We start from the raw sequence: 25,193 nt of genomic DNA, 5'->3' as shown, positions 1-25,193 counted from the left end.
ACAGATTCCGTGCGTTCAGCGCTCGCGCGTGCGCGCGTAATGGCGTGAGGCCTTCGCCCGGTTTCCGCAGGCGGACATCGAGCACCAGCGCCGGGTCCCGTTGCGCGAGGTGTCGTGGAAGTGCAGGACGCAGCTCTCGGAGGCGCAGGCGCGGATCCGGTCGGGCGCGGAGCCCAGCAGTTCCAGGTAGTTACGGGCGGCCGTCCAGGCCGGGCCCCAGCTCGGGTCGTCGAACTCGGCGCGCTCGCCCGGCCCTTCGGCGGTCAGGGTGGCGCGGATGCGGCCGTGCTCCAGCACGGCGTCCACGAGGGCGAGCGCGCTCTCGTCGGCCGGGTCGGCGACGGCGCGGGCGAGGGCCTCGCGGGCGGTCATCAGGTGGACGAGGGTCGAGGCGTCCGCGCGGAAGCGGCCGCTCAGGCCGACGGACTCCAGCCAGACGGCCAGCCCCTCGACCCGGCTCAGCCCGAAGGCGCCGGCGAAGAGGTCGGCGCTCTCGCCGTCCTGGATCCAGCGGGTGTTCAGGAGGTCGAGGGCGACCGGCTCGCCGGTCAGGGGTCGTGGGTCCGCCGCCGTCATGTCCGTCTCTCCTCGCTCGCTAACCACTCAAGAGTACGTGAGTGGTTGACGCCCCTCGCTCTAACCCCTAAATTAGATTTAGAAGGTTAGAATTTCGCTTCGGTTCCTGGGGAGGACCCGCCATGACGACCGCCATCAGAACGCTTCGCACCGGCCACGTGGGCCTGAACGTCACCGACCTGGACCGCTCGCTCGCCTTCTACCGCGACGCGCTCGACTTCCGGGTGCTGGGCGAAGGCGCGGAGGAAGGACGCCGCCACGCCTTCCTCGGCCGGGACGGGGAGCTCGTCCTCACCCTCTGGCAGCAGGCCGGCGGCCCGTACGCCCCGGACGTGGCGGGCCTGCACCACCTGGCGTTCTCCGCCGGGGCGATCGAGGAGGTGAGGGAGTACGAGGAGCGGCTGCGCGGCCTCGGCGTGGCGTTCGCCTACGAGGGCGTCGTCGCGCACGGCGAGGGCGCGGCCTCCGGCGGGATCTTCTTCCACGACCCCGACGGGACCCGCCTGGAGATCTCCGTCCCGCTCGGCGCACAGGACGCGCCCGTGCCGGTGGAATCGGCGCCGACCTGCGGCTTCTTCTAGAACCGGCCACGGCCGCCGGCGACCGGCACCGACGCGACGCACACGACGGAAGGGGTGTACACGATGGGCGGGACCTACCACCGCGGTTCACTGGCCGTGCAGGAAAGGCTCGGGGTGCGGGGGCCGGCCGAGCACGTCGGCCGTTCGATCGGCACGGGCATCCGGGAGGTCGCCGCGGCCTTCCTGGAGCTCCAGCCCCACCTGGTCGTGGCCGCGGCCGACGACGCGGGGCGGATGTGGGCCTCCCTGCTCACCGGGGCGCCCGGCTTCGTACGGGCCACCGGGCCGGACCGCATCGCCGTCGCCGGGGGGCTGCCCGCGGGCGATCCGCTCACGGGGGCGCTGGCCACGGACGGGACCCGGGTCGGGACCATCGCGCTCGATCCGCGCACCCGGCGCAGGATGCGGCTGAACGGGACCCTCGCGGTGACCCCGCGGGGCTTCGCGGTCACGGCCGAGCAGGTCTTCTCCAACTGCCCCAAGTACCTGCAGAAGCGGCAGCCCCTGGAGGTGGCCGCGCAGGGCGCCGGCATCGTGCGGCGCGGGGAGGCGCTCGACCCGGACCAGGTGCGGGCGGTCCGCTCCGCCGACACCTTCTTCGTCGGGACCACGGCGCGGGCGGACGGCGTCGACGCCGGCCACCGGGGCGGCCTGCCGGGATTCGTCGAGGTGCTGTCGCCGCACGAGCTGGCCTGGCCGGACTACGCGGGGAACGCCATGTTCCTCACCCTGGGCAACCTGGAGGTCGACCCGCGGGCCGGGCTCCTCTTCCCGGACTGGGAGAGCGGGGCCGTTCTCCAGCTCAGCGGCCGGGCCCGGACGGAGTTCGGGGACGACGGCAGCCGGCGGACCCGTTTCCGGGTGGAGTCGGTGGTGGAGGCCGTGCATCCGGGACGGCTGCTGTGGAGCACCCCGGAGTACTCGCCTCACCTGGGGAGCACGACCAGGTAGGAGGCGGGTTCGCGGTCGGGGGAGGCCGCCAGGGCGGTCCGGATGACGGTGGCCTGCTGCTCGGGCCAGTCGCGGAGTTTGCGCGGGGTGATGTGGACGACGGTCACCCCCAGCCGTTCCAGGGTCTCCCGCTTGCGCACGCACGCCGACCACTCCTCGTCCTCGGCCTCGCCCTGGCGGGGCGCACGGGTGTCGATCTCCACGGCCACGGAGTGCTCGGGCCAGTACGCGTCGACCCCGCCCAGGTGCGGGCCTCCCGGCAGGCGCAGGTCCACGTTCCAGACGGGATCGGGGAGTTCGAGGCCGCGCACCAGGTGGTAGAGCCGGTCCTCCGCGAGGGCGCGGCCCTCGGCCAGAAGGGATTCGACGGCGTCGACCACGTGCGGCCGGTTCAGGAGTCGGGCCACCGTCAGCTCCCGCACCACGGCGGCCGGTTCGCAGTGCCCGCTGCGGACGGCCTCGCTCAGCAGCCGGCGTACGGTGGCCGCGTCGGACAGCTGCGCGACGGCGTCGGCGACGGCCCGCGCGACCGGGGCCACCGGCAGCCCGGTCACCTCCTGGGACCGGGGCGGGGTGTGCGTGCGCACGATCCGCACGTCCCCCGCGGAGCGCAGCCGCCGGGTGCCCGGGACCAGCACGTCGATCTGCGGCAGGGCGAGCAGCGCCGGCGCCGAGGCGAACCGGTACAGCGCCAGGGCCGCCAGTCCCGTGATCATGGCCTCGCCGCCGCGCCGGTTCGCGTACAGCAGGGCCGCGTGCAGCCGCTCCTCGCTGGTCGCCGGGCCGGAGTGGAGCAGGAACACCCCCGGCAGGATCTGCTTCCAGGGCCGCACGGCGGCCTCGGAGGCGCTCACCCCGTGCTCGCGCAGCTGCGCGAGGGTGAGCACGCGGGGGCGGCTGCCGGTGAGGTGGGCGAGGGGGAGGGGAGCGTTGTGGTTCATGACTCCGTGATTCCCTCAGGCCATGGCCTTGCTAACCCCTGTTACACGCTTGTCGACAAATGCGGACAAGACGGGGCTAAAGTACGGGCGTTCGACTGCCGATGAGGTGCCCCCGTACGCAGTGACCCGCACGAGGTGACCCCTACGGGACGCCGCCGCGCGGGATCACCCCGCGCGGCGGCACCCGCCGGCCGGTCCTCGGGTCAGCTGCCCGCCGCCGCGTCGCAGGCCTGCGCGCGCAGGGCCCGGGCCAGGTCGTCGCGGGACTCCAGCACCAGGCGGCGCAGCGCCGGAGCGGCGTCCGGGTGCCCGGCCAGCCACGCGTCGGTGGCGTCCAGCGTCGCGGAGTCACCCTGCAGCGACGGGTACAGGCCCTTCACCACGTCCATCGCGATCTGGATCGAACGGTCCGCCCACACCTGCTCGATGACCTCGAAGTAGCGTCCCGAGTGAGCGGCCAGCAAACTCCGCTGCGAGGGCTGCTGCATGCCCGAGATCGTCGCCTCGACCAGCGCGTTGGACAGCGCGTCGGACTCGACCACCGCGGCCCACGCCTGGTCCTTGACCGCCTGGGAGGGACGCGCGGCCAGGCACCGCACCTGGTGCCGCTTGCCCGACGCGGTGTCGTCCCGCGCCAGTTCGGCGGCGAGCGCCGGCTCGTCCACCGCCCCGTGTGCGGCCAGCGGCAGCAGGAAGTCCCAGCGCAGTTCCTGGTCCACGTCCAGCCCGTCGATCCGCGCCGAACCCTCCAGCAGACCCAGCAGCAGCTGGAAGTCGCCCTCGGTCGACGCGCTCGCCGCGAAGAACCGCGCCCAGGTCAGCTGGTGCTCCGAACCCGGCTCGGCCAGGCGCAGTTCGTGCAGCGCGCCCGCCGCCAGCTCCCGGCCGCCCTGCTCGCGCCATTCCGGCGTCGCGTAGTGGGTGACGGAGGTCAGGGCCTGCGCGTGCAGCTGCTGCAGGACGCCGACGTCCGTCACCCGGCCCGCGTGCGCCAGCACCAGCGAGACGAAGTCGCGCGCGGGCATCAGGCCGTCCCGCGTCAGGTTCCACAGCGCCGACCAGCTCAGGGCCCGGGCGAGGGGGTCCGCCAGGTCGCCGAGGTGCGCGCGCAGCGTGGCCAGCGAGCCCTCGTCGAAGCGGATCTTGCAGTAGGTGAGGTCCTCGTCGTTCACCAGCACCAGGTCGGGGCGGTCCTGGCCGGCCAGCTCACCGATCACCGAGCGGGCGCCCGCGACGTCCGCCTCGGCCCGCGCGTAGCGGACCAGAGCGCCGTCCTCCAGCCGGTACAGGCCCACGCCGATGCGGTGCGGGCGCAGCTCCTCGCCCTCCTGCGCGACCGCGAGCTCGGTGATCCGGCCCTCGGCGTCGTATGTCACCAGCGGGGTCAGCGCGTTCACGCCCGCCGTCTGCAGCCAGGCCCGCGACCACTCGGTCATGTCCCGCCCGGACACCTCGCCGAGCACCGACAGCAGGTCGTCGAGGGTGGTGTTCCCGTACGCGTTCGCCTTGAAGTAGCGCCGCGCGCCCTCCAGGAACGCCTCCCGGCCGACGTAGGCGACCAGCTGCTTGAGGACCGCGGCGCCCTTGGCGTAGGTGATGCCGTCGAAGTTGAGCTTCGCGTCCTCCAGGTCACGGATGTCGGCCGTGATCGGGTGCGTGGACGGCAGTTGGTCGGCGCGGTAGGCCCACGCCTTGCGGCTGTTGGCGAAGGACACCCAGGCCCGGTCGAAGCGGGTGGCCTCGACGAGCCCGAAGGAGCCCATGAAGTCGGCGAAGGACTCCTTCAGCCACAGGTCGTCCCACCACTTCATGGTGACGAGGTCGCCGAACCACATGTGCGCCATCTCGTGCAGGATCACGTTGGCGCGGCGCTCGTAGGAGGCCTGCGTGACCTTGCCGCGGAAGATGTACTCCTCGCGGAAGGTCACCATGCCCGGGTTCTCCATGGCGCCCAGGTTGTACTCGGGCACGAAGGCCTGGTCGTACTTCCCGAAGGGGTAGGGGTAGTCGAAGATCTCGTGGAAGAGGTCGAAGCCCTGCTTGGTGACGAGGAAGACGTCGTCCGCGTCGAAGTGCTTGGCGAGGCCCTTGCGGCACATGGCGCCGAGCGGGATCGTCAGGTCCCCGCGGGTGTAGGTGTCCGTCACGTAGTGGTAGGGCCCGGCCACCACGCAGGTGATGTACGTGGAGATCGGCGCCGTCTGCGCGAAGCGGCGGGTCTGCCCCTCGCGGGACTCCTCCACGCCGTTGCTCCACACCTGCCAGCCCTCGGGAGCGGTCACCTCGAAGCGGTAGGGCGCCTTCAGGTCCGGCTGCTCGAAGTTCGCGTACACCCGCCGGGCGTCGGCCGGCTCGTACTGGGTGTAGAGGTAGACCTCGCCGTCCTCCGGGTCGACGAAGCGGTGCATGCCCTCGCCGGTCCGGCTGTAGGCGCAGTTCGCGTCCACCACCAGGACGTTCTCCGAGGCCAGGTCCTCCAGGGCGATCCGGGACCCGTCGAAGACGGCGGCCACGTCGAGGTCCCGCCCGTTCAGGGTGACGGAGTTCACCGAGGGGGCGATCAGGTCGGCGAAGCTGGAGCTGCCCGGGACGGCGGCCCGGAAGCGGACCGTCGTCACCGACCGGAAGGTGCGCGGACCCTCGGCGGGTTCGGCCTCGTCCACCGCGGACCGGAGGTCGAGGACGACCTCGTACCCGTCGACCGACAGCAGCTCGGCCCGCTCGCGGGCCTCCTCGCGGGACAGATTCTCTCCGGGCACCTGCACTCCTTCGTGCGTGATCGCGTTCTTGTGCCGAATCCTCGCACGAGGGGAATGCGGGCGCTGGTGTCCTGGTTGGCCACGGAGGACATGCGCCAGTGATGCCGTTCCGCGACCCGCACGAGGAGAGACATGACAGAGACCCAGGTGGGCGAGAAGACCCCGGTCGACTTCTGGTTCGACCCGCTCTGCCCGTGGGCCTGGATGACGTCCCGCTGGATGCTGGAGGTCGAGAAGGTCCGTGACGTCGAGGTGCGCTGGCACGTGATGAGCCTCGCCGTCCTCAACGAGAACAAGCTCGACGAGCTGCCCGAGGTCTACCGCGACCTGCTCGGCCCCAAGGGCTGGGCCCCGGTGCGCGTGGTGACGGCGGCGCAGCAGAAGCACGGCGACGAGGTCACGGGCAAGCTCTACACCGCGCTCGGCACCCGCATCCACAACGAGGACAAGGGCCCGACCCGCGAGGTCATAGCCGAGGCGCTGGCCGAGGTGGGCCTGCCGGCGGAGCTGATCGCGTACGCCGACTCCGACGAGTACGACGAGGTGCTGCGCGCCTCCCACAACAACGGCATCGACCGGGTGGGCCAGGAGGTCGGCACCCCGGTGATCTCCGTCCCGGGCGCCGACGGCGAGGGCGACGTCGCCTTCTTCGGCCCGGTCGTCACCCCGACCCCGCGCGGCGAGGCGGCGGCCCGGCTGTGGGACGGCACCCTGCTCGTCGCCTCCACCCCCGGCTTCTACGAGATCAAGCGGACCCGCACCAAGGGCCCGTCCTTCGAGTAGGCCGCGGATCCCGTGCGGCCCGCACGGGCCGCACCCCCGGAACACAGAAGACCCCCGTGAGTCACGTCCTCACGGGGGTCTTCTGCTGGACACGCCCGCCGGTGAAGGTTGAGAAGACGATCACGAGGCGGACGGGCTGGCGGTGCGATCAGCCCTTGGCGGGGATCAGCAGCGGGGTGTTGGCCTTGGCGTCGGCGTAGCGCTTGGAGACGTCCTGCCAGTTGACGACGTTCCACATCGCCTCGATGAAGTCCACCTTCTGGTTCTTGTACTGAAGGTAGAAGGCGTGCTCCCAGGCGTCGAAGACCAGGATCGGCGTGCTGGCGACACCGACGTTGCCCTGGTGGTCGTAGACCTGCTCGACGACGAGGCGGCCGCTGACGGGCTCGTACGCGAGCACGCCCCAGCCGGAGCCCTGGGTGGCGGAGGACGCGAAGGTCAGCTGCTTCTTGAACTTCGCGAAGGAGCCGAAGGACTCGGTGATCGCGTCGGCCAGGTCGCCCAGGCCGTCGGCCGCGGTGGGCTCGCCGCCGCCCTCGCCGGTCTTCGGGCTGGCCATGTTGTGCCAGTAGATGCTGTGCAGGATGTGGCCCGAGAGGTGGAACGCGAGGTTCTTCTCCAGGCCGTTGAGCGCGCCCCAGTTCTCCTTGTCGCGCGCCTCGGCCAGCTGCTCCAGCGTGTTGTTGGCGCCCGTGACGTAGGCCGCGTGGTGCTTGTCGTGGTGCAGTTCGATGATCTGCGGGTTGATCACCGGCTCCAGCGCCGCGTAGTCGTACGGAAGCTCAGGAAGCGTGTAGATGGCCATGCGTGTTATCCGGTCCCCTCAGCGTGCCAATCGCTAATTGCAATTAATGCGCAACTGCACGCTAGCAGTATCTATTCCGCCTCACACGTAAGGGTTACCTCTGTAAAACGCAGGTGGGCCCCGTGCGAACGCACGGGGCCCACCTGCGGCGCGGGGCTGTCAGCGGGCGGCGGCCGCCCGGCGCTGCAGGACGTATCCGGTCACCGCGAGGGCGACGGTCAGGCCGCCCGTGAAGACCACCTGGACCCGGGTGTCCTCGCCGAGCGCCATCAGCACCAGGACCGCGGCCACCCCGGCCAGCGCCACCCAGGTCAGGTACGGGAAGCCCCACATCCGCACGACCAGCTTCCCGGGCGCCTCGCGCTCCAGCCGGCGGCGCAGCACGAACTGCGAGACGGCGATGAACCCCCAGACGACGAGGATGACCCCGCCGACCATGTTCAGCAGCCAGGCGAAGAGGGTGTCCGGGTACCAGTACGACAGCAGCACGGTGACGAAGCCGAAGCCGGAGGAGGCGAGCACCGCCCGGCGCGGCACCCGGCCGGTGACCTTGCCCAGCGCCTTGGGGCCCTGCCCGCGGGAGACGAGCGAGTAGGCCATGCGGGAGGAGCCGTAGATGTTGGCGTTCATCGCGGAGAGCAGGGCGATCAGGATGACCACGTTCATGGTCTGGCCCGCCGCGGGGATGCCCAGGTGGTCCAGCGTGGCGGCGTACGGGCCGGTCTCGGTGACGGCCGGGTCGTTCCACGGCAGCAGGGTGACGATGACCAGCATGGAGCCGACGTAGACGATCGCGATCCGCCACATGGTGGTGCGCACGGCCTTGGCGACCCCCTTGACCGGGTCCTCCGACTCCGCGGCGGCGATGGTGACCGTCTCCAGTCCGCCGTAGGCGACCACCGAGGCCAGCAGGCCGACCAGCAGGCCGTCGACGCCGTTGGGCAGGAAGCCGCCGTCGTGCAGGAGGTTGGCGGTGCCGGGCGCGGAGGTGCCGGGCAGCAGACCGAGGACCGCCAGCACGCCGAGGCCGAGGAAGAGGGCGATGGCGCCGATCTTCAGGGCCGAGAACCAGAACTCGAACTCGCCGAAGTTCGACACGGCGGCCAGGTTGGAGCCGCAGAACAGCGCCATGAAGACGAGCACCCACATCCACGACGGGGTGCCGGGGAACCAGCCCGTCATGATGTGCGCCGCGCCGATGGCCTCGATGGCCACGCCCACGCACAGCAGGGTCCAGAACATCCAGCCGGCGGTGAAGCCCGCCCACGGGCCGATCGCCCGTTCGGCGTGGACCGAGAAGGAGCCGGAGGCGGGGTTGGCCGCGGACATCTCGCCGAGCATCCGCATCACGAACATGACGAGCAGGCCGGAGGCGGCGTAGGCGAGCACGATCGAGGGGCCCGCGGCGGCGATGCCGGCGCCGGATCCGACGAAGAGCCCGGCGCCGATGACGCCGCCGAGGGCGATCATCGAGAGGTGACGCTGCTTCAGGCCGTTGCCGAGCGGGGATCCGGTGTCCGCCCGGGGCGGCTCGGGCGGTGCGAGGGTGCTGCTGTGACTCATGGGTGTGCGCCTGTCCGGTGTGCGGGGGTGGGGCGAGGGCCCCAGTGTGCCGAGCGTCCGATCACCGGACGTTTCGTGTCCGATATCCGGACACCGCTTTCACGGATCGTGATCACACCCGCACGGCTGCCCGTCCGTGGGCCCCGCATGCGCCGGCCGGAAGGAAGCCGGCCGGAAAAGGGAGAGGACCCCGTGCCGCAGCACGGGGTCCTCTCCCGTCGGCGGACGGGCATGGGGGAGCGGCGGGCGTCAGGCCCGGCGGGCCCGCAGTTCGCGGATCCCCGCCACGGCCAGGACCAGCAGGGCCGCCCCCGTCGACCACAGCAGCTGCGGCCGCGCCGCGTCGTCGAACAGCATCAGGACCAGCACCGCCGCCATCCCGGCCAGCGCCGCCCAGGTCGCGTACGGGAACAGCCACATCGGCAGGACCAGCCGCTCGGGCATCTCCCGCTCCAGCCGGCGCCGCAGCTTCAGCTCGGACACCGCGATCAGCGCCCACACGAACAGCAGCACCGCGCCGACCGCGTTCAGCATGTAGAGGAAGATCGTGTCCGGCCACAGCAGGTTCAGCACCACCGAGACGAACCCGAAGGCCACCGAGGCGAACACCGCCCGCCGCGGCACCCCGCCGCCCGAGACCTTGAGCAGCGCCTTGGGCGCCTCCTCGCGCTCCGCCAGCGAGAAGATCATGCGGGAGGAGCCGTAGAGGTTCGCGTTCAGCGCCGACAGCAGCGCCACGAACACCACGATGTTCATGATCTGGCCTGCCCCGGGGATGCCGATGGAGTCCAGGACCGCCACGTACGGGCTCTGCCCCGGCTCCAGGGAGTCCCACGGCAGCAGGGTGACGATGACCAGCATCGAGCCCACGTAGAAGAAGAGGATGCGCCAGACGGCGCTGCGCACCGCGCGGGAGACGGACCGGGCCGGGTCGTCGGACTCGGCGGCGGCGATCGTGACGACCTCCAGGCCGCCGAAGGCGAAGATGACGGCGAGCATGCCCGCGACCACCCCGCCGATGCCGGCCGGGAAGAAGCCGCCCTGGCCGGTGAGGTTGGCCAGGCCCACCGGATCGGTGTCGGGGAGCACCCCGAAGATCGCGAGGGTGCCGAGGATCAGGAAGAGGACGATCGCGCCGACCTTCAGCGCGGCGAACCAGAACTCGAACTCGCCGAAGTTCTTCACCGCGGCCAGGTTGCTCACCGTGAAGACCACCATGAACAGCAGCACCCAGATCCACTGGTCCACCGCGGGCACCCAGCCGTTGGCGATCTTCGCCGCACCGGTGGCCTCCACGGCCAGCACCACGACCAGCAGGAACCAGTACAGCCAGCCCGCCGAGAAGCCGGCCCAGCGCCCGAGCGCCTTCTCCGCGTACACGGAGAAGGAGCCGGAGGCGGGCATCGCGGCCGACATCTCGCCGAGCGCGCGCATCACCAGCATCGCGAGGACGCCGGCCAGCAGGTAGGAGCAGATGATCGCGGGACCGGCGATGCCGATGCCGGCGCCGGAGCCGACGAAGAGGCCGGCGCCGATCACGCCGCCGAGGCCCAGCATGGTCAGGTGGCGCTGCTTGAGGCTGTGGCTGAGGGGTTCCGCGGGCAGTTCGCCCGTGGTGGGAGGTGCTTCTTCCGGACGCTCACGCATGGAGGGTGCTCGTACTCTCGTTCGGCCCAGGGCGGTGGGGTCTCCGCATCAGGATTGGCGGGATCCAACAGTCTCACTGAGCGGTGGTCGTCCGTGCAAAACGGACGTGATGTCTGATGTGCCTCGTGATGAGGATCACGTCGACTCGTGCGGTGCGTGCAGGCTTTGTGAAATCCCCACCAAGGCGGTGAGCGGGGCTTTGTCCCTGGCAGCGGTGGGGCCACGGGCCGCCGCGCACTAGCGTCGGTGATCGTTCCTGCCACCCCCCGACCCGTGGAGCCTCCCGATGAGCACTGCCTCCGTCTCCTTCCGGCCCGGCGCCGTCCTCGCCGACCTGCTGCCCGCGAGCCGCGTCCGCGACATCGCCCTCGTCGTCGGCGGCGCCGCGCTCACCGGCCTGGCCGCGCAGATCTCGGTCCCCGTCCCGGGCTCCCCGGTGCCGGTGACCGGCCAGACCTTCGCCGCGCTGCTCGTCGGCACCGCCTTCGGCGCCCGCCGGGGCTTCCTGGCGCTGGCGCTGTACGCCCTCGTCGGCGCGGCGGGCGTGCCGTGGTTCGCGGGCGGCAGCTCCGGCGCGGGCGGCGCCTCCTTCGGCTACGTCCTCGGAATGCTGCTGGCCGCGACCGTCGTCGGTGCCCTCGCGCGGCGCGGCGCCGACCGTTCGGTGCTGCGCACGGCCGGCGCGATGGTGCTCGGCTCCGCGCTGATCTACGCGGTGGGCGTGCCGTACCTCATGGGCGCCACCGGGATGTCCCTGAGCGCCGCCGTCGCGGCGGGTCTGACGCCCTTCCTGATCGGCGACGCGCTCAAGGCCGCGCTGGCCATGGGCGTCCTGCCGACCGCGTGGAAGCTGCTCGGCAGCCGCGGCTGAGTCCGTCCCGCAACGCGCCGGAGCCCGGCCCAGCCCCTCGGGGGCGGGCCGGGCTCCGGCGTTCGCACACGTGGGTCAGGCCTTCAGGGCCCGCTTGCGGCGGAAGTCCAGCACCACGCCGACGAGCACGACGAGCCCGGCGACCAGGGTGGAGAGGGTGACGACCTCGCGGTTGGCGTCGTCCACGAACATGTAGCCGATCACGAACATGATCAGGGCGGCCGTGGCCCAGGTGAGCCAGGGGAAGAGCCACATCTTCACGGTGAGCTTCTCCGGGGCCTCGCGGACCAGGATGCCGCGCATCTTCAGCTGGGTGAAGCAGATCACCAGCCAGACGAAGAGGGCGATGGCGCCGGAGGAGTTCAGGAGGAAGTTGAAGACCGTGTCCTTGAACGCGTAGTTGAAGTAGACGGCGACGAAGCCGAAGACCGTGGAGCCGAGGATCGCGGCGACCGGCACGCCCTTGGCGTTGACCTTGGCGAACGCCTTGGGGGCGTCGCCGCGCTCACCGAGCGAGAAGGCCATGCGGGAGGCGGTGTAGAGGCCGGAGTTCAGGCAGGACAGCACGGCGGTCAGGACGATGACCTCCATGATCGTGCCGGCGTTCGCGATGCCGATCGAGTCCAGGGCGGCGACGTACGAGCCCTTCTCGGTGATCGACTTGTCGTTCCACGGGAGCAGGGTCAGCACCACGAAGATCGAACCGAGGTAGAAGACACCGATGCGCCAGATGACGGAGTTGGTGGCCTGGGTGACGGCCTTGCGCGGGTTCTCCGACTCGCCGGCGGCGAGGGTGACGATCTCGCTGCCCATGAAGGAGAAGACGACCATCAGGACACCGGTGAGGACCGCTCCGTAGCCGTTCGGGAAGAAGCCGCCGGCGTCGGTCAGGTGGGCGAAGCCCGCACCCGGGTTGTCGGAGCCGGGCAGGACGCCGAAGACGGCGAGCATGCCGATGACCACGAAGGCGCCGATGGCGACGACCTTGATGCCCGCGAACCAGAACTCGAACTCACCGTAGGAGGCGACCGAGCCGAGGTTCGTGGCGGTCAGGACCGCCATCACGATCAGGGCCCAGGCCCACTGCGGGACGGCCGGGATCCAGTTCTCCAGGATGGCGGCACCGGCGGTGGCCTCCACGGCGAGCACGACGACCCAGAAGAACCAGTACAGCCAGCCGATGGAGAAGCCGGCCCAGCGGCCGAGCGCGCGGTCGGCGTACGCGGAGAAGGAGCCCGAGTTCGGGCTGGCCGCGGCCATCTCGCCGAGCATCCGCATCACGAAGACCACCATGGCGCCGACGAGGGCGTAGGAGATCAGGATGGCGGGACCGGCCTTGGCGATGCCGCCACCGGAGCCGACGAAGAGACCGGCGCCGATGACGCCGCCAATGGCGATCATGGACAGGTGGCGGTTCTTGAGACCGGCCTTCAGACCGTCGGAAGGCAGACCGTCGCCGGGGTTTCCGGTGGGGTTGCCTTCCTTCTGGAGGGTCGTCGTGGAGCTCATGGACGGATCCTTAGGTTCTCGGGTTGCGAGCCCCGGCATTCAAACCTGAGATGAACGCAGGACGGAAGACCTCAATCCGGATCGTTGCCTTCGGGTGAACGTCCAGGACGGAGGTCCTTCCCGTGTCCCATCTGCGTCCTTTGGGTTTACTTGAGCTTTAGAAGTGACTTACGCGACACCCACTGCGGGTCCGCGGGGCCGCTCGTGCCACACTCGGACCATGCGCGTGTACCTCGGATCCGACCATGCCGGCTTTGAGCTCAAGAACCACCTCGTGGACTGGCTCAAGAACAACGGCCACGAGCCCGTCGACTGTGGCCCCCACATCTACGACGCCGTGGACGACTACCCGCCCTTCTGCCTCCGCGCCGCGGAGAAGACGGCCGCCGACGAGGGCAGCCTCGGCATCGTGATCGGCGGCTCCGGCAACGGAGAGCAGATCGCCGCGAACAAGGTCAAGGGCGTCCGCGCCATCCTGGCCTGGAGCGTCCAGACCGCCCAGCTCGGCCGTGAGCACAACAACGCCAACGTGATCTCCGTCGGCGGCCGCATGCACACGCAGGACGAGGCCGTCAGCTTCATCGAGGCCTTCCTCGCCACCCCGTACTCCGGCGAGGAGCGCCACACCCGCCGCATCGACATGCTCTCCGCCTACGAGCAGACCGGCGAGCTCCCCCCGATCCCGGCCCACCACCCGCAGGGCTGATCCCGCTTCCGGCCGTGCCACCCGGGGGGCGGGTGGCACGGCCGTCGTCTTCCCCGCCGTCCTCTTCCTCTCCCCTTCTTCTCCCCTTCTCCGAGGAGCGCGCAGTGCCCGAGGGGCATACGATCCACCGCCTCGCCGAGGACCACCTGGAACGGTTCGCCGGGCGGCCGGTCGCCGTCGGCAGCCCGCAGGGGCGGTTCGCCGAGAGCGCCGCCCTCCTCGACGGCCGGATCATGGACGCGGTCGACGCCCACGGCAAGCACCTCTTCCTCGGGTTCGAGGAGAACGGGTGGATCCACATCCACCTCGGACTCTTCGGCAAGTACGCGCTCGGCCCCGCCCCCGCCCCGCCGGCCACCGACACCGTCCGGCTGCGCCTGGCCAACGACGACCACTTCTCCGACCTGCGCGGCCCGACCACCTGCGCGTGGATCACCGACGAGGAGAAGGACGCGATAGGCGCCCGCCTCGGCCCGGACCCGCTGCGCCGCGACGACGACCCCGACCGCGCCTGGGCCCGCATCTCCCGCTCCCGCACCACCGTCGCCGCCCTGCTCATGGACCAGAAGGTCGTCGCGGGCGTCGGCAACGTCTACCGCGCCGAGGTCCTCTTCCGGCACGGCATCGACCCCTACCGCCTGGGCAGGGACCTCACCCGCGCCGAGTGGGACGCCCTGTGGGAGGACCTGGCCGCCCTGATGCGCCAGGGCGTGCGCAACAACCGCATCGACACCGTCCGCGACGAGCACCTCCCCGAGGCCATGGGCCGCCCGCCGCGGGTGGACGACCACGGCGGCGAGGTGTACGTCTACAGGAGGGCGAACATGCCCTGCCACATCTGCGGGAGCGAGATCCGCACCGCCGACCTCGCCGCCCGCAACCTCTTCTGGTGCCCGACCTGCCAGCAGCGCTAGGGGACTCCGGCGGGCCGCCGGTTCCGGGTGGCCGTACCGGCCGGCGGGCGGGCGGCCGTACCGGACATCCCACGCATCGCCCTGCAATGCGCGCATCTCAAGAGCCATACGGCCATCCCCATCAGGGCATTCCGGAACGATAGGTGGGTTTTCGGGCACCCTGAAGCATCCGGTCCGGGGGTACCCCTGCGCATTCACAGCCTGGGTGGATAGGGTCCCGAAGCAATGGCCGGAGCACGCGTGGAGACCCTCATGGCCCGGATGCGCATGCTGTCGCACCGGGCCCGTACCGCCCTGCGCAAATCCGCCGTCGACTACTTCCGAGGCGACGCCTCCGACTGGCTCGCCTTCGCCGGACTCCTGCTCACCGTCCCCGCCATAGCGTGCGGCACCCTGATGCTCCCCGTCTGGTTCTCGCCCGCCGCCCTCGTCCTGCCGATCGTCGCCGGGGGCCTGCTGCTGCGCCCCGCCAGCCTCCTCGCCCTGTACGCCGCCTCCGCGGCCGCACTGATCGTCGAGGCCCTCGTCCTGGGCCCCTACACCCAGGGCCCGGCGCGCGTCACCCCCGGCACCGTCCTCGTCGTCGCCGCCTGCGGATTCTTCGGACTGGTCATCGCCCAGTTCCGCAGCCGCGTCGGCGTCCCCTGGCGGCGCGGCGGCACCATGCTCTTCGACCTGCGCGAACGCATCCGGGTGCAGAGCAAGCTGCCCGCCCTGCCCCGAGGCTGGCACCGCGAGATGGCCCTGCGCCCGGCCGGCGGCCAGTCCTTCTCCGGGGACTTCGTCGTCGCCGCCCGCACCAACGGCGGCCGGACCCTGGAGATCGTCCTGACCGACGTCTCCGGCAAGGGGATGGAGGCCGGCTCCCGGGCCCTGCTGCTGTCCGGCGCCTTCGGCGGGCTGCTCGGCGCGCTCCCGCCGCACGGCTTCCTGCCCGCAGCCAACGGCTACCTGCTCCGCCAGGACTGGGACGAGGGCTTCGCGACCTCCATCCACCTCGTCCTGGACCTGGAGAGCGGCGACTACGAACTGCTCTCCGCCGGCCACCTCCCCGCCCTCCAGCTGTCCGCGGGCACGGGCCGCTGGCAGGAGAAGTCCGGCGAGGGCCCGCTGCTCGGCGTCTACGACGGCGCCGAGTTCACCCCCACCCGCGGCAACCTCCGCCGCGGCGATGTCCTCATGCTGTTCACCGACGGGCTGGTCGAGACGTCCGACCGCGAGATCGGCGAGGGCATCGACCGGCTCACCGGAGAGGCCGACCGGTACGTGGCCGCGGGCTGGGAGGGCGCCGCCTGGCACCTGATCGAGAAGGTCGCCAAGGACGTCAACGACGACCGCGCCCTCCTCCTGATCCGCCGCTCCCCGTGACCCGGCCCGCCCCGCAAGGGACGGTTCAGTCGAAGCGGATGTGCCGTACGCCCACCAGCGCGCGGCGCAACCGGCCCCGCAGCGGCCCGTCCGTGTCCGGGGCCGGCTCCAGTCCCGCCGAGGCGGCCACCCGGTCCGCGACCTGGGACACGGTCAGCCGGTCGGTGGCCAGGTGCTGGGCGAACTCCGGTGCGCGCAGCGCCTCCAGGCAGCCGTCCAGCCGGGACACCGCGAAGCTCTCCCGCTTCAGCCCCCGGCCGAGTCCCCGCTCGCGCAGCCGCGCCAGCACCGTCTCCCGCCGCGCCAGCAGCGCGAAGTGCCGTACGTCGTGCCCGGACTCACGCAGCCGTCCCACGGTCTGCGCGAAAATGGCCGGTTCGGTGACCGTCATCGGCACCAGCACCGTGCCCGGATGCCGCCGGTCGGCGAGGTCCAGCACCTCGAACACGCCCTGACGCCAGGCCGCCAGGTCCTGGAAGTCGCCGCGCAGGGCCGGCGGCAGCATCCGGTGCAGGCCGAACCCGACGTGCTCCGGATCGCACACCACGCTCCCCGGCAGCCTGCGGTGCAGCTCGTACGCGGTCTGCGTCTTGCCGCCGCCGAAGGGCCCGTTGAGCCAGACGATCACCGGGCGACCGCCGTCCACGGTCCGGTCCCCAGCCTCCCGGTGTTCCCCAGGTCCAGCGGCCGGGTGAGGTCCAGCCGCAGCCGCGGGGCGCCGGGGCGCGGTACGACCTCCAGCGCCGTCACCGTCGTGGCCGGCACGCTCGGGTCGGTCACGAGGTTGCGCCACACCACCGACCAGGCCGCGGCCTGCCCCGGCGCGAGCACCACCCGCTGCGGCGGGGCCTCGATGTCCGGTACCCCGGTGGTGATCCCGGAAGCGCCGTGCACGACGGCGACCGCCGGGCGGTCGCCGCGGCCGTCCCGCGGCGTCACCTCCGGGTAGCCCTCCAGCACGTACTCCTCCGTACCGCAGTTGAGCAGCTGGAAGCCCTCCACGCGCAGCCCCATGGCCGCGTCCCCGCCCGCCTCCAGGAGCCGGACGCCGCCCTCGGGGCACTGCGGGGACGGATCGGGAGCGGGCACGGACCGGCCCGGCTGTGCCGAACCCCCTCCCGCCGGCCGGGACGCGGCCCCCGGGCCGCCTCCGGAGGCCGCCGCCGTCGGCCCGGGCGCGGCCCGCGGCGCGGGCGGCGTGTCGCACCCGGCCGCTCCCGCCATCACCCCCGCGACGACCACGCCCCCGACAAAGCCCCGCACCCACCGCTTCGTGACCATCCGCCGAGCCTACGACGGGTGGACCGCGGGCGCGGCGGCGGACGGGCCGAGGGGCGGACGTGACGGCGTACGGGCGGACGTACGCGGGGACGTACGGGCGGGGCCGACCGGCCGCCGGGGTGAAGGCGGGCCACCCGCCCCGGATTGGCCCGCCCGCGCGTCACCGGCCGCGCCCTACCGTGCCCCCATGGACCGCACGCTCGCCGCCGATCTCGCCCGGCTCCCCGACCTGCTCGACGCCACGCGCCGGGCCGCCGCCGAAGCACTCGCCACCCTGGACGACCGCGACGTCGTACCGCCCGCGGGACCGCCCCGCGACCCCGAACCGCTCCCGGAGGACGGCAGCGGGGCCGAGGCCGCCCTCGCGGCGTTCCGCGCCCGCTGGGAGCCCCGGCTGTCGGCCTCCGCAGGCCCCCGCTACCTCGGCTTCGTCACCGGCGGGGCCACCCCGGCCGCGCTCGCCGGGGACTGGCTCACCGCCGCCCACGACCAGAACTCCAACTCCGCCCTGGACGGCGCCGGACAGGACCTCGAACGCGAGACCGTCGGCTGGCTGCGCGCACTCTTCGGCCTCTCCGGAGCGCACTCCGGCACCTTCGTCAGCGGCGCCACCATGTCCAACACCACCGGACTCGCCATCGCCCGCGAATGGCTCGGCGAACGCCTCGGGGTCTCCCCGGCCGAGCAGGGGGCCGCCGCCCTCGGGCCGGTCCGCGTCCTGTCCGGCGCCCCGCACTCCTCCATCGCCAAGGCCCTGGCGTTCCTCGGCCTGGGCCGCGACAGCCTGGTCCGCGTCCCGACCCTGCCCGGCCGCGAGGCCGTCGACCCCGCCGCCCTGGAGCGCGCCCTCGCCGACACCCCCGGACCGGCCGTCGTCGTCGCCAACGCCGGCACCGTCAACACCGTCGACTTCGACGACCTGCCCGCCCTTGCCGCCCTCCGCGCGCGCCACGACTTCTGGCTGCACACGGACGCCGCGTTCGGCGCCTTCGCCGCGCTCTCCCCGCAGCACGCGCACCTCGTGGAGGGCCTCGACGCCTCCGACTCCGTCTGCGTCGACCTGCACAAGTGGCTCAACGTCCCCTACGACAGCGCCGTGCAGTTCACCCGCCGCCAGGACCTGCAGGCCCGTGTCTTCCAGAACTCCGCCGCCTACCTCGGCCCGCTCGGCGAGCACCCGGACCTGGTGCACCTGACACCCGAGAACTCCCACCGCCTGCGGGCGCTCGCCGCCTGGTTCACGCTCCGCGCCTACGGCCGCCGCGGCCACCGGGAGATCGTCGAGCGCAACATCGCCGGAGCCCGCGCCCTCGGCGCCGCCCTGGAGGCCGATCCCGCCCTCACCCTCCTCGCGCCGGTCCGCCTCAACGTCGTCTGCTTCACCCTCGCCGAACACCCCGACCCGGCCCGCCTGACAGCCTTGCGGGAGGCCGTGTCGCGCGAGGTGTTCGTCACTCCGACCGTCCACGAGGGAACCGCCGGCCTGCGCGCCGCGTTCTCCAACTGGCGTACGACGCAGGCAGACGTCCGCAGGGCCGCCGAGGCCCTGCGCACGGCAGCGAGGGAGATCGCATGACGAGCAGCCCCCTGACCCTCCTGGAGGTCGAGGCCCTGGCCCGCGGGGCGCACGAGGGCCAGACCGACAAGTCCGGCCGCCCGTACGCCGAACACCTCGCCGCCGTGGCCGAGGGCGTCCGCGTGCGCGGCGGCAGCCCCGAACAGCAGGCGGCGGCCTGGCTGCACGACGCGATCGAGGACGAGGCGCTCAGCCCCGCCTGGCTGGAGACGGCCGCCCTCCCGCAGACCGTGAAGGACATGGTCCTCGCGGTGACCAAGCGGCCGGGGGAGCCGCTGGAGCAGTACACGGCCCGCATCCTGGCCACGCCCGGGGCCCTGCTGGTCAAGGAGGCCGACCTCGCGCACAACACCGACCCCGTGCGCCTCGCCGAGCTGGACGCCGCCACCCGCGACCGGCTGACCGCGAAGTACGCGTACGTCCGCTCCCTCCTGGGCCTCACCGCCCCCTGACCGCCCCTGACCGCGCGCCCCGGCCGGCGTCCAAGCGCCCCACAAGATGCCGAATGTGCGCTTTTGTGGCGGTGGTTGGCGGGAACGCAGCCATGGCTCTTCGTCACGGCGCGTATGGGTGAGCCCGGTTGGTGGGAGGATGGACCATGTGGGGGCATGCCCGGCCGTGCGCCCCCCGGCCGACCAGGGGACGACCGAAGGTGTGATCAGTTGTGGCCATTTCGCTGTCAGTGGTGGTTCTGTTGGCGGTCATCCTGGTGGTGCTGATCCGCGGCAACCACATCAAGACGGGCCCCGCCATCGTCGCGGCCCTCTTCGGTTTCTTCCTGGCGTCCAGCTCGATCGCGGACGACGTGAACCGTTTCCTCAACTCGCTGGCGACGATGATCGCCAACATCAAGCTCTAACCACATCCGCGCCGTCCGGGCGCTCCACCGTCACGGACCCCCGCGCCGGGCCGCCGCTCACGGCCCGTCGGCGGTGCGCCGCGCGGTCACCAGGTAGCCGGCGAACCGGACGCCCGGCCGCTCCCGCGCCCACCCGTCCGCCGCCGCGACCCCGACCAGCTCCGCCGAACCCGGCACGGGCCGCTGCACCCGGCCGGTACTCCCCGCGGGCACCTCGTACCGGCAGTGCACCTCGGTGATCGTCAGCACCTCCAGGGAAGCGGGGGAGTGCCCCTTCTCCTGACCGTGGTGCTCCTCGCAGAAGTCGATCCCGGCGGCCAGGTCACTCCCGACGAGGTCGGCGTAGTCCTCCGGATCGACCTCCAGCAGATGCCACGACACGACGTCCCCGGGCGCGAAGTCCTCCCCGCAGCACTGCATCTGCCAGTCGTCGACCCACACCGTCACCGTCATCCCGCCATTGTCCCCACGCCCCCCACCCGCCCCCGAGGGGCCCCGGTCGTACCCCGGAAACGCATCAGGGCCAGGCCGAGGAAACATCCTCCGACCTGGCCCTGAGCCGATGAGAGCGGGCGACGGGAATCGAACCCGCGTAGCTAGTTTGGAAGACTAGGGCTCTACCATTGAGCTACGCCCGCAACGCGCGCGCCGCAGGTCCGGGACCGCGGCACGGACAGCATCCTAGCGGGTCGGAGCGGCGGATCGCACACCACATGGCGTGCCCGCGTCGGCGCCCGTCCGGAATGGCTCCGGAAAAGGCGGCGCATCAGAGGGTCTCCGGCCATGTACCCTACGTGTCGCACCGACGGGGTGTGGCGCAGCTTGGTAGCGCGTCCGCTTTGGGAGCGGAAGGTCGTCGGTTCGAATCCGGCCACCCCGACCAACAGCAAGATCGCGTTGTGGGCTGATTGCCGCTTGCGGCTACTATGCAAGCTGCGTGCCCGTGTGTCTGATGTACCGGGCCGAAGTCCGCCGGGCCGCTGATTCCAGCGAGACGGCAGATCCCCCAGCAGTCAGCCACAAGGAGACCGAACCGTGAAGAGCGCCGTTGAGACCCTGAACCCGACCCGGGTTCGGCTCACTGTTGAGGTGCCCTTCGAGGAGCTCAAGGACAGCCTCGACGCGGCGTACAAGAAGATCAACCAGCAGGTCACGGTGAAGGGCTTCCGCAAGGGCAAGATCCCGGCCCGTGTCATCGACCAGCGCTTCGGCCGCGGTGCGGTGCTGGAGGAGGCCGTCAACGACGCCCTCCCGAAGTTCTACACCGAAGCGGTGAACGAGGCCGACCTGAACCCGCTGGGTCAGCCCGAGGTCGACATCACCGAGCTGAAGGACGGCGAGCTGCTGGCCTTCACCGCCGAGGTCGACGTGCGTCCCGAGATCGAGATCCCGGACTACTCCGGCATCGAGGTCGAGGTCGACGCCATCGAGGTCTCCGACGAGGACATCGAGAAGTCGGTCGAGCAGCTGCGCGGCCGTTTCGCGTCCACCAAGGACGTCGAGCGCGCCGCCGCCGAGGGTGACGTCGTCACCCTCGACCTGGAGGCCAAGGTCGACGGCGAGGTGCTGCCCGACGGCGTCGCCTCCGACGTCTCCTACACCATCGGCTCGGGCGAGCTGCTCGACGGCATCGACGAGGCCGTCAAGGGCCTGGAGGCCGGCGGCGAGGCCACCTTCACCTCGCAGCTGAAGGGCGGCTCCGCCGAGGGCAAGGACGCCGAGGTCACCGTCAAGGTCTCCAAGGTCTCCGCCCGTGAGCTGCCGGAGCTGGACGACGAGTTCGCGCAGATGGCGAGCGAGTTCGACACCCTCGAGGCCCTCAAGGACGACAGCCGCAAGCGCCTCGAGAACATGAAGCAGTACGACCAGGCCACGCAGGCCCAGGAGCGCGTCCTGGAGAAGCTGCTGGAGCTCGTCGAGGTGCCGATCCCCGAGAAGCTGCTCGAGGACGAGGTCAACACCCGCAAGCACAACCTGGAGCACCACCAGCTCGGCCAGATGGGCCTGGACCTGGAGAAGTACCTGGAGTTCCAGGGCAAGACGGTCGAGGAGTTCGACGCCGAGACCAAGGAGCAGGCGATCAAGGGCATCAAGACCCAGTTCGTCCTGGACGCCCTGGTCAACAAGGAGAAGCTGGGCGTGAACCAGGAGGAGCTCACCGAGCACCTCATGCGCCGTGCAGCCTCCTCCGGCATGTCCCCCGACCAGTTCGCCCAGGCGGTCGTCGAGGGTGGCCAGGTCCCGATGCTGGTCGGCGAGGTCGCCCGCGGCAAGGCCCTCGCGGTCGTCGTCGAGGCCGCCAAGGTCACCGACACCAACGGTGAGCTCGTGGACCTGTCCGACGAGGACGAGGAGCAGGCCGCCGAGACGGTCGAGGCCGCCGTGGACGGCGACGAGGCCGCTGCCGACGAGGCCAAGTAACACCCCGGGCCGCCGAGCCCGCCGAGCAGTGCCCGAAGGGCCCGGACGCCGTCGCGTCCGGGCCCTTCGGCACAGTGCCGGAAAGGTCCCGGTAGCTTGCGCTCCGAGCGAACAGTTCGGGAAGCGGGATGGCGTTGTCCGACCTGCGCGTTAGGGTCCATGAATACGAGGGCACGTGATGACCCGGGCGCCGGCGGACTCGTCCGCTCCGGCCGAGCATGCCCCAGAACGAGACGCTGAGACGGCACATGGCCGTCGGAGACGAGCAGGTGGATACGTGACGAATCTGAAGCCTTACGCCGCGGGTGAGCCGTCCATCGGTGGCGGCCTCGGCGACCATGTCTACAACCGGCTGCTCGGCGAGCGCATCATCTTCCTCGGCCAGCAGGTCGACGATGACATCGCCAACAAGATCACCGCGCAGCTCCTGCTCCTGGCCGCCGAGCCGGAGAAGGACATCTACCTCTACATCAACAGCCCCGGTGGCTCCGTGACGGCCGGCATGGCCGTCTACGACACCATGCAGTACATCCCCAACGACGTCGTCACCATCGGTATGGGCATGGCGGCCTCCATGGGCCAGTTCCTGCTCACCGGCGGCGCCAAGGGCAAGCGTTTCGCCCTGCCGAACACCGACATCCTGATGCACCAGGGCTCCGCCGGCATCGGCGGCACCGCGTCGGACATCAAGATCCAGGCCCAGTACCTGCTGCGCACCAAGCAGCGGATGGCCGAGATCACCGCGTTCCACTCGGGCCAGACCGTCGAGGCGATCATCCGTGACGGTGACCGTGACCGCTGGTTCACCTCCGAGGAGGCCAAGGACTACGGCCTCATCGACGAGATCATCTCGGCCGCGTCCAACGTTCCGGGCGGCGGCGGCACCGGGGCCTGATCCCGGCAGCCCACCGTCAGTACCCAGCAGCCGACAGCCCGCAGAACGCCACCAGGATGGTGAACACCCAGATGCAGAACAACTTCTCCGCGAGCGGCCTCTACTCCGGCCCGCAGGTGGACAACCGCTACGTCATCCCGCGCTTCGTCGAGCGCACCTCGCAGGGCGTGCGCGAGTACGACCCGTACGCGAAGCTCTTCGAGGAGCGCGTGATCTTCCTCGGCGTGCAGATCGACGACGCCTCGGCCAACGACGTCATGGCGCAGCTGCTGTGCCTGGAGTCGATGGACCCCGACCGTGACATCTCGATCTACATCAACAGCCCCGGCGGCTCGTTCACCGCGCTGACGGCGATCTACGACACGATGCAGTTCGTGAAGCCGGACATCCAGACGGTCTGCATGGGCCAGGCGGCCTCCGCCGCCGCGGTCCTGCTCGCCGCCGGTACGCCCGGCAAGCGCATGGCCCTGCCGAACGCCCGCGTGCTGATCCACCAGCCGTCCGGCGGCACCGGCCGTGAGCAGCTCTCGGACCTGGAGATCGCGGCCAACGAGATCCTGCGCATGCGCGACCAGCTGGAGACCATGCTGGCCAAGCACTCGACCACGCCGATCGAGAAGATCCGCGAGGACATCGAGCGCGACAAGATCCTCACGGCCGAGGACGCTCTCGCGTACGGGCTGGTCGACCAGATCATCTCCACCCGCAAGAGCAACAAGCTCTGATCCTTGCCGCCAGTTGGCGCGGGCGCACCACCGGATTCGGCGGTGTGAACCACGTCAAGGGGGCCCCGCACGGGGCCCCCGGCAAGGTACCGTCGGATATGAGGCACCAGGAGCGCTGAACCAGGCGTCTCCCAGGCGAAGGGGAAGCACCTCGTGGCACGCATCGGTGACGGCGGCGATCTGCTCAAGTGCTCGTTCTGCGGAAAGAGCCAGAAGCAGGTGAAGAAGCTCATCGCAGGACCCGGTGTGTACATCTGCGACGAGTGCATCGACCTCTGCAACGAGATCATCGAAGAGGAGCTCGCGGAGACCTCCGAGGTCCGGTGGGAGGAACTCCCCAAGCCCCGTGAGATCTACGAGTTCCTGGAGAGCTACGTCGTCGGCCAGGAGCCGGCGAAGAAGGCCCTCTCGGTGGCGGTCTACAACCACTACAAGCGGGTCCAGGCCGGTGAGAACGGCGGCGGGCAGGGCCGCGAGGACGCGATCGAGCTCGCGAAGTCCAACATCCTGCTGCTCGGCCCGACGGGCTCCGGCAAGACCCTCCTCGCGCAGACGCTCGCGCGCATGCTGAACGTCCCGTTCGCCATCGCCGACGCGACGGCGCTGACGGAGGCCGGGTACGTCGGCGAGGATGTCGAGAACATCCTGCTCAAGCTGATCCAGGCCGCCGACTACGACGTCAAGAAGGCCGAGACCGGGATCATCTACATCGACGAGATCGACAAGGTCGCCCGCAAGAGCGAAAACCCGTCGATCACGCGCGACGTGAGCGGTGAGGGCGTGCAGCAGGCCCTGCTGAAGATCCTGGAGGGCACCACGGCGTCGGTGCCGCCGCAGGGCGGGCGCAAGCACCCGCACCAGGAGTTCATCCAGATCGACACGACGAACGTGCTCTTCATCGTGGGCGGTGCCTTCGCCGGCCTGGAGAAGATCATCGAGTCGCGCGCGGGTGCCAAGGGCATCGGCTTCGGGGCGACGATCCGCTCGAAGCGCGAGATCGAGGCCAGCGACCAGTTCCAGGAGGTCATGCCGGAGGACCTGGTGAAGTTCGGGATGATCCCCGAGTTCATCGGCCGTCTGCCCGTCATCACCTCGGTGCACAACCTGGACCGCGAGGCGCTGCTGCAGATCCTGATCGAGCCGCGCAACGCGCTGGTGAAGCAGTACCAGCGGCTGTTCGAACTCGACGGTGTGGAGCTGGACTTCGAGCGCGAGGCGCTGGAGGCCATCGCGGACCAGGCGATCCTCCGCCAGACGGGCGCGCGCGGTCTGCGCGCCATCATGGAGGAGGTGCTGATGTCGGTGATGTACGAGGTCCCGTCCCGCAAGGACGTGGCCCGCGTGGTCATCACGGCGGACGTGGTCCGCTCCAACGTCAACCCGACGCTGGTCCCGCGCATCGTCCCCAAGGACCAGGGCCCGCACGAGAAGTCGGCCTGACCGCAGGCCGGTAGAGCGGTAG

General features: G+C 71.1%; 24 protein-coding genes and 2 tRNA genes. 15 read left to right on the top strand and 11 right to left on the bottom strand.

The window, feature by feature from the left end; genetic code table 11:
- Positions 1–15: 15 nt before the first annotated feature.
- Positions 16–576 carry a CGNR zinc finger domain-containing protein gene (locus tag ACPU2J_RS11935; protein ID WP_423833219.1) on the bottom strand — a complete coding sequence of 187 codons (561 nt, stop codon included), beginning with the start codon at positions 574–576 and terminating at the stop codon, positions 16–18.
- 122 nt (positions 577–698) lie between these two features.
- Here ACPU2J_RS11935 and ACPU2J_RS11930 point away from each other — a divergent pair, with 122 nt between their 5' ends.
- Both ACPU2J_RS11930 and ACPU2J_RS11925 read left to right on the top strand, forming a co-directional pair.
- Positions 699–1,157 (top strand): VOC family protein, encoded by a 459-nt coding sequence (locus ACPU2J_RS11930; protein WP_420080794.1) that lies wholly within the window; start codon positions 699–701, stop codon positions 1,155–1,157.
- Positions 1,158–1,220: 63 nt separating this feature from the next.
- Positions 1,221–2,108 carry a pyridoxamine 5'-phosphate oxidase family protein gene (locus tag ACPU2J_RS11925; RefSeq protein WP_420080795.1) on the top strand — a complete coding sequence of 296 codons (888 nt, stop codon included), beginning with the start codon at positions 1,221–1,223 and terminating at the stop codon, positions 2,106–2,108.
- On the opposite strand, the gene ACPU2J_RS11920 is transcribed toward ACPU2J_RS11925, so the two are convergent.
- Both ACPU2J_RS11920 and pepN read right to left on the bottom strand, forming a co-directional pair.
- The gene (locus ACPU2J_RS11920; RefSeq protein WP_423833218.1) at positions 2,084–3,049 is read right to left on the bottom strand and encodes a hypothetical protein; all 966 of its coding nucleotides are present in this window, start codon (positions 3,047–3,049) and stop codon (positions 2,084–2,086) included. The two genes, ACPU2J_RS11925 and ACPU2J_RS11920, sit on opposite strands and share 25 nt — an antisense overlap.
- Positions 3,050–3,252: 203 nt before the next feature.
- The gene (gene pepN / locus ACPU2J_RS11915) at positions 3,253–5,808 is read right to left on the bottom strand and encodes an aminopeptidase N (RefSeq protein ID WP_423833217.1); all 2,556 of its coding nucleotides are present in this window, start codon (positions 5,806–5,808) and stop codon (positions 3,253–3,255) included.
- Positions 5,809–5,940: 132 nt separating this feature from the next.
- Here pepN and ACPU2J_RS11910 point away from each other — a divergent pair, with 132 nt between their 5' ends.
- Positions 5,941–6,591: a DsbA family protein gene (locus ACPU2J_RS11910; protein WP_361592105.1), complete on the top strand. Its 651-nt coding sequence runs from the start codon at positions 5,941–5,943 to the stop codon at positions 6,589–6,591.
- Between the two features lie 148 nt (positions 6,592–6,739).
- Here the strand turns inward: ACPU2J_RS11910 and ACPU2J_RS11905 are convergent, their stop codons facing one another.
- From ACPU2J_RS11905 to ACPU2J_RS11895, 3 genes are all read right to left on the bottom strand, one after another.
- Entirely contained in the window at positions 6,740–7,396 is a 657-nt protein-coding gene (locus ACPU2J_RS11905; RefSeq protein ID WP_030016698.1) for a superoxide dismutase, read from the bottom strand.
- Between the two features lie 159 nt (positions 7,397–7,555).
- Positions 7,556–8,959 (bottom strand): amino acid permease, encoded by a 1,404-nt coding sequence (locus ACPU2J_RS11900; RefSeq protein ID WP_423833216.1) that lies wholly within the window; start codon positions 8,957–8,959, stop codon positions 7,556–7,558.
- 249 nt (positions 8,960–9,208) lie between these two features.
- Positions 9,209–10,606 carry an amino acid permease gene (locus tag ACPU2J_RS11895; protein ID WP_423833215.1) on the bottom strand — a complete coding sequence of 466 codons (1,398 nt, stop codon included), beginning with the start codon at positions 10,604–10,606 and terminating at the stop codon, positions 9,209–9,211.
- 286 nt (positions 10,607–10,892) lie between these two features.
- Here ACPU2J_RS11895 and ACPU2J_RS11890 point away from each other — a divergent pair, with 286 nt between their 5' ends.
- On the top strand, positions 10,893–11,477 hold the full coding sequence (locus tag ACPU2J_RS11890; protein WP_399823520.1) for a biotin transporter BioY: 585 nt from the start codon (positions 10,893–10,895) through the stop codon (positions 11,475–11,477).
- Between the two features lie 75 nt (positions 11,478–11,552).
- On the opposite strand, the gene ACPU2J_RS11885 is transcribed toward ACPU2J_RS11890, so the two are convergent.
- Positions 11,553–12,986, bottom strand: a complete 1,434-nt coding sequence (locus ACPU2J_RS11885; protein ID WP_365492901.1) for an amino acid permease — start codon at positions 12,984–12,986, stop codon at positions 11,553–11,555.
- A 220-nt stretch (positions 12,987–13,206) separates the two neighbouring features.
- Here ACPU2J_RS11885 and ACPU2J_RS11880 point away from each other — a divergent pair, with 220 nt between their 5' ends.
- The 3 genes from ACPU2J_RS11880 to ACPU2J_RS11870 all read left to right on the top strand — a co-directional run bounded on the left by ACPU2J_RS11880 (position 13,207) and on the right by ACPU2J_RS11870 (position 15,974).
- Entirely contained in the window at positions 13,207–13,692 is a 486-nt protein-coding gene (locus tag ACPU2J_RS11880; protein ID WP_030036244.1) for a ribose-5-phosphate isomerase, read from the top strand.
- Between the two features lie 104 nt (positions 13,693–13,796).
- Complete coding sequence (locus ACPU2J_RS11875) at positions 13,797–14,606, top strand: Fpg/Nei family DNA glycosylase (protein WP_420080800.1); 810 nt, start codon at positions 13,797–13,799, stop codon at positions 14,604–14,606.
- 225 nt (positions 14,607–14,831) lie between these two features.
- A complete protein-coding gene (locus ACPU2J_RS11870) occupies positions 14,832–15,974 on the top strand; it encodes a PP2C family protein-serine/threonine phosphatase (RefSeq protein ID WP_361592095.1) in 1,143 nt (380 codons plus the stop codon).
- 25 nt (positions 15,975–15,999) lie between these two features.
- Here ACPU2J_RS11870 and ACPU2J_RS11865 read toward each other — a convergent pair whose 3' ends face one another.
- The gene (locus ACPU2J_RS11865) at positions 16,000–16,602 is read right to left on the bottom strand and encodes an AAA family ATPase (protein ID WP_420082439.1); all 603 of its coding nucleotides are present in this window, start codon (positions 16,600–16,602) and stop codon (positions 16,000–16,002) included.
- The gene (locus ACPU2J_RS11860; protein ID WP_423833214.1) at positions 16,599–17,255 is read right to left on the bottom strand and encodes a DUF4232 domain-containing protein; all 657 of its coding nucleotides are present in this window, start codon (positions 17,253–17,255) and stop codon (positions 16,599–16,601) included. The genes ACPU2J_RS11865 and ACPU2J_RS11860 overlap by 4 nt, the downstream gene beginning before the upstream one ends.
- Positions 17,256–17,442: 187 nt before the next feature.
- On the opposite strand from ACPU2J_RS11860, the gene ACPU2J_RS11855 reads away from it, so the two are divergent.
- The 3 genes from ACPU2J_RS11855 (at position 17,443) to ACPU2J_RS11845 (ending at position 19,690) form a co-directional block, all read left to right on the top strand.
- Positions 17,443–18,831 carry a pyridoxal phosphate-dependent decarboxylase family protein gene (locus tag ACPU2J_RS11855; RefSeq protein ID WP_423833213.1) on the top strand — a complete coding sequence of 463 codons (1,389 nt, stop codon included), beginning with the start codon at positions 17,443–17,445 and terminating at the stop codon, positions 18,829–18,831.
- Entirely contained in the window at positions 18,828–19,283 is a 456-nt protein-coding gene (locus tag ACPU2J_RS11850) for an HD domain-containing protein (RefSeq protein WP_420080803.1), read from the top strand. The genes ACPU2J_RS11855 and ACPU2J_RS11850 overlap by 4 nt, the downstream gene beginning before the upstream one ends.
- A gap of 212 nt (positions 19,284–19,495) precedes the next feature.
- Positions 19,496–19,690, top strand: a complete 195-nt coding sequence (locus ACPU2J_RS11845; RefSeq protein WP_030008564.1) for a membrane protein — start codon at positions 19,496–19,498, stop codon at positions 19,688–19,690.
- Positions 19,691–19,747: 57 nt separating this feature from the next.
- On the opposite strand, the gene ACPU2J_RS11840 is transcribed toward ACPU2J_RS11845, so the two are convergent.
- Together ACPU2J_RS11840 and ACPU2J_RS11835 are read right to left on the bottom strand one after the other, a co-directional pair.
- On the bottom strand, positions 19,748–20,143 hold the full coding sequence (locus ACPU2J_RS11840; RefSeq protein ID WP_420080804.1) for a DUF6578 domain-containing protein: 396 nt from the start codon (positions 20,141–20,143) through the stop codon (positions 19,748–19,750).
- A 114-nt stretch (positions 20,144–20,257) separates the two neighbouring features.
- A tRNA-Gly gene (locus ACPU2J_RS11835) sits at positions 20,258–20,328 on the bottom strand.
- Between the two features lie 168 nt (positions 20,329–20,496).
- Between ACPU2J_RS11835 and ACPU2J_RS11830 the strand changes: the two genes are divergently transcribed.
- The 5 genes from ACPU2J_RS11830 (at position 20,497) to clpX (ending at position 25,171) form a co-directional block, all read left to right on the top strand.
- Positions 20,497–20,573 (top strand) — tRNA-Pro (locus ACPU2J_RS11830).
- Positions 20,574–20,725: 152 nt separating this feature from the next.
- Positions 20,726–22,111, top strand: coding sequence for a trigger factor (gene tig, locus ACPU2J_RS11825; protein ID WP_361607162.1), 1,386 nt, complete (start codon positions 20,726–20,728; stop codon positions 22,109–22,111).
- Between the two features lie 277 nt (positions 22,112–22,388).
- Positions 22,389–23,006 carry an ATP-dependent Clp protease proteolytic subunit gene (locus ACPU2J_RS11820; RefSeq protein WP_030026957.1) on the top strand — a complete coding sequence of 206 codons (618 nt, stop codon included), beginning with the start codon at positions 22,389–22,391 and terminating at the stop codon, positions 23,004–23,006.
- A gap of 56 nt (positions 23,007–23,062) precedes the next feature.
- Positions 23,063–23,731, top strand: coding sequence for an ATP-dependent Clp protease proteolytic subunit (locus ACPU2J_RS11815; RefSeq protein ID WP_361607159.1), 669 nt, complete (start codon positions 23,063–23,065; stop codon positions 23,729–23,731).
- 153 nt (positions 23,732–23,884) lie between these two features.
- Complete coding sequence (gene clpX, locus ACPU2J_RS11810) at positions 23,885–25,171, top strand: ATP-dependent Clp protease ATP-binding subunit ClpX (protein ID WP_361607156.1); 1,287 nt, start codon at positions 23,885–23,887, stop codon at positions 25,169–25,171.
- The last annotated feature ends 22 nt before the right edge of the window (positions 25,172–25,193 follow it).

Source organism: Streptomyces manipurensis, from assembly GCF_049570255.1.
In the GTDB taxonomy this organism is placed as follows: domain Bacteria; phylum Actinomycetota; class Actinomycetes; order Streptomycetales; family Streptomycetaceae; genus Streptomyces; species Streptomyces manipurensis.
The sequence above is the reverse complement of the archived record's forward strand: the minus strand, read 5'-3'. Positions and strand labels throughout refer to the sequence as shown.

Coding starts and splice junctions, on each gene's coding strand:
- ACPU2J_RS11935 (WP_423833219.1), bottom strand. CDS start 576: ATGACGGCGGCGGACCCACGACCCCTGACCGGCGAGCCGGTCGCCCTC.
- ACPU2J_RS11930 (WP_420080794.1), top strand. CDS start 699: ATGACGACCGCCATCAGAACGCTTCGCACCGGCCACGTGGGCCTGAAC.
- ACPU2J_RS11925 (WP_420080795.1), top strand. CDS start 1,221: ATGGGCGGGACCTACCACCGCGGTTCACTGGCCGTGCAGGAAAGGCTC.
- ACPU2J_RS11920 (WP_423833218.1), bottom strand. CDS start 3,049: ATGAACCACAACGCTCCCCTCCCCCTCGCCCACCTCACCGGCAGCCGC.
- ACPU2J_RS11910 (WP_361592105.1), top strand. CDS start 5,941: ATGACAGAGACCCAGGTGGGCGAGAAGACCCCGGTCGACTTCTGGTTC.
- ACPU2J_RS11905 (WP_030016698.1), bottom strand. CDS start 7,396: ATGGCCATCTACACGCTTCCTGAGCTTCCGTACGACTACGCGGCGCTG.
- ACPU2J_RS11900 (WP_423833216.1), bottom strand. CDS start 8,959: ATGAGTCACAGCAGCACCCTCGCACCGCCCGAGCCGCCCCGGGCGGAC.
- ACPU2J_RS11895 (WP_423833215.1), bottom strand. CDS start 10,606: ATGCGTGAGCGTCCGGAAGAAGCACCTCCCACCACGGGCGAACTGCCC.
- ACPU2J_RS11890 (WP_399823520.1), top strand. CDS start 10,893: ATGAGCACTGCCTCCGTCTCCTTCCGGCCCGGCGCCGTCCTCGCCGAC.
- ACPU2J_RS11885 (WP_365492901.1), bottom strand. CDS start 12,986: ATGAGCTCCACGACGACCCTCCAGAAGGAAGGCAACCCCACCGGAAAC.
- ACPU2J_RS11880 (WP_030036244.1), top strand. CDS start 13,207: ATGCGCGTGTACCTCGGATCCGACCATGCCGGCTTTGAGCTCAAGAAC.
- ACPU2J_RS11870 (WP_361592095.1), top strand. CDS start 14,832: ATGGCCGGAGCACGCGTGGAGACCCTCATGGCCCGGATGCGCATGCTG.
- ACPU2J_RS11860 (WP_423833214.1), bottom strand. CDS start 17,255: ATGGTCACGAAGCGGTGGGTGCGGGGCTTTGTCGGGGGCGTGGTCGTC.
- ACPU2J_RS11855 (WP_423833213.1), top strand. CDS start 17,443: ATGGACCGCACGCTCGCCGCCGATCTCGCCCGGCTCCCCGACCTGCTC.
- ACPU2J_RS11850 (WP_420080803.1), top strand. CDS start 18,828: ATGACGAGCAGCCCCCTGACCCTCCTGGAGGTCGAGGCCCTGGCCCGC.
- ACPU2J_RS11840 (WP_420080804.1), bottom strand. CDS start 20,143: ATGACGGTGACGGTGTGGGTCGACGACTGGCAGATGCAGTGCTGCGGG.
- ACPU2J_RS11815 (WP_361607159.1), top strand. CDS start 23,063: ATGGTGAACACCCAGATGCAGAACAACTTCTCCGCGAGCGGCCTCTAC.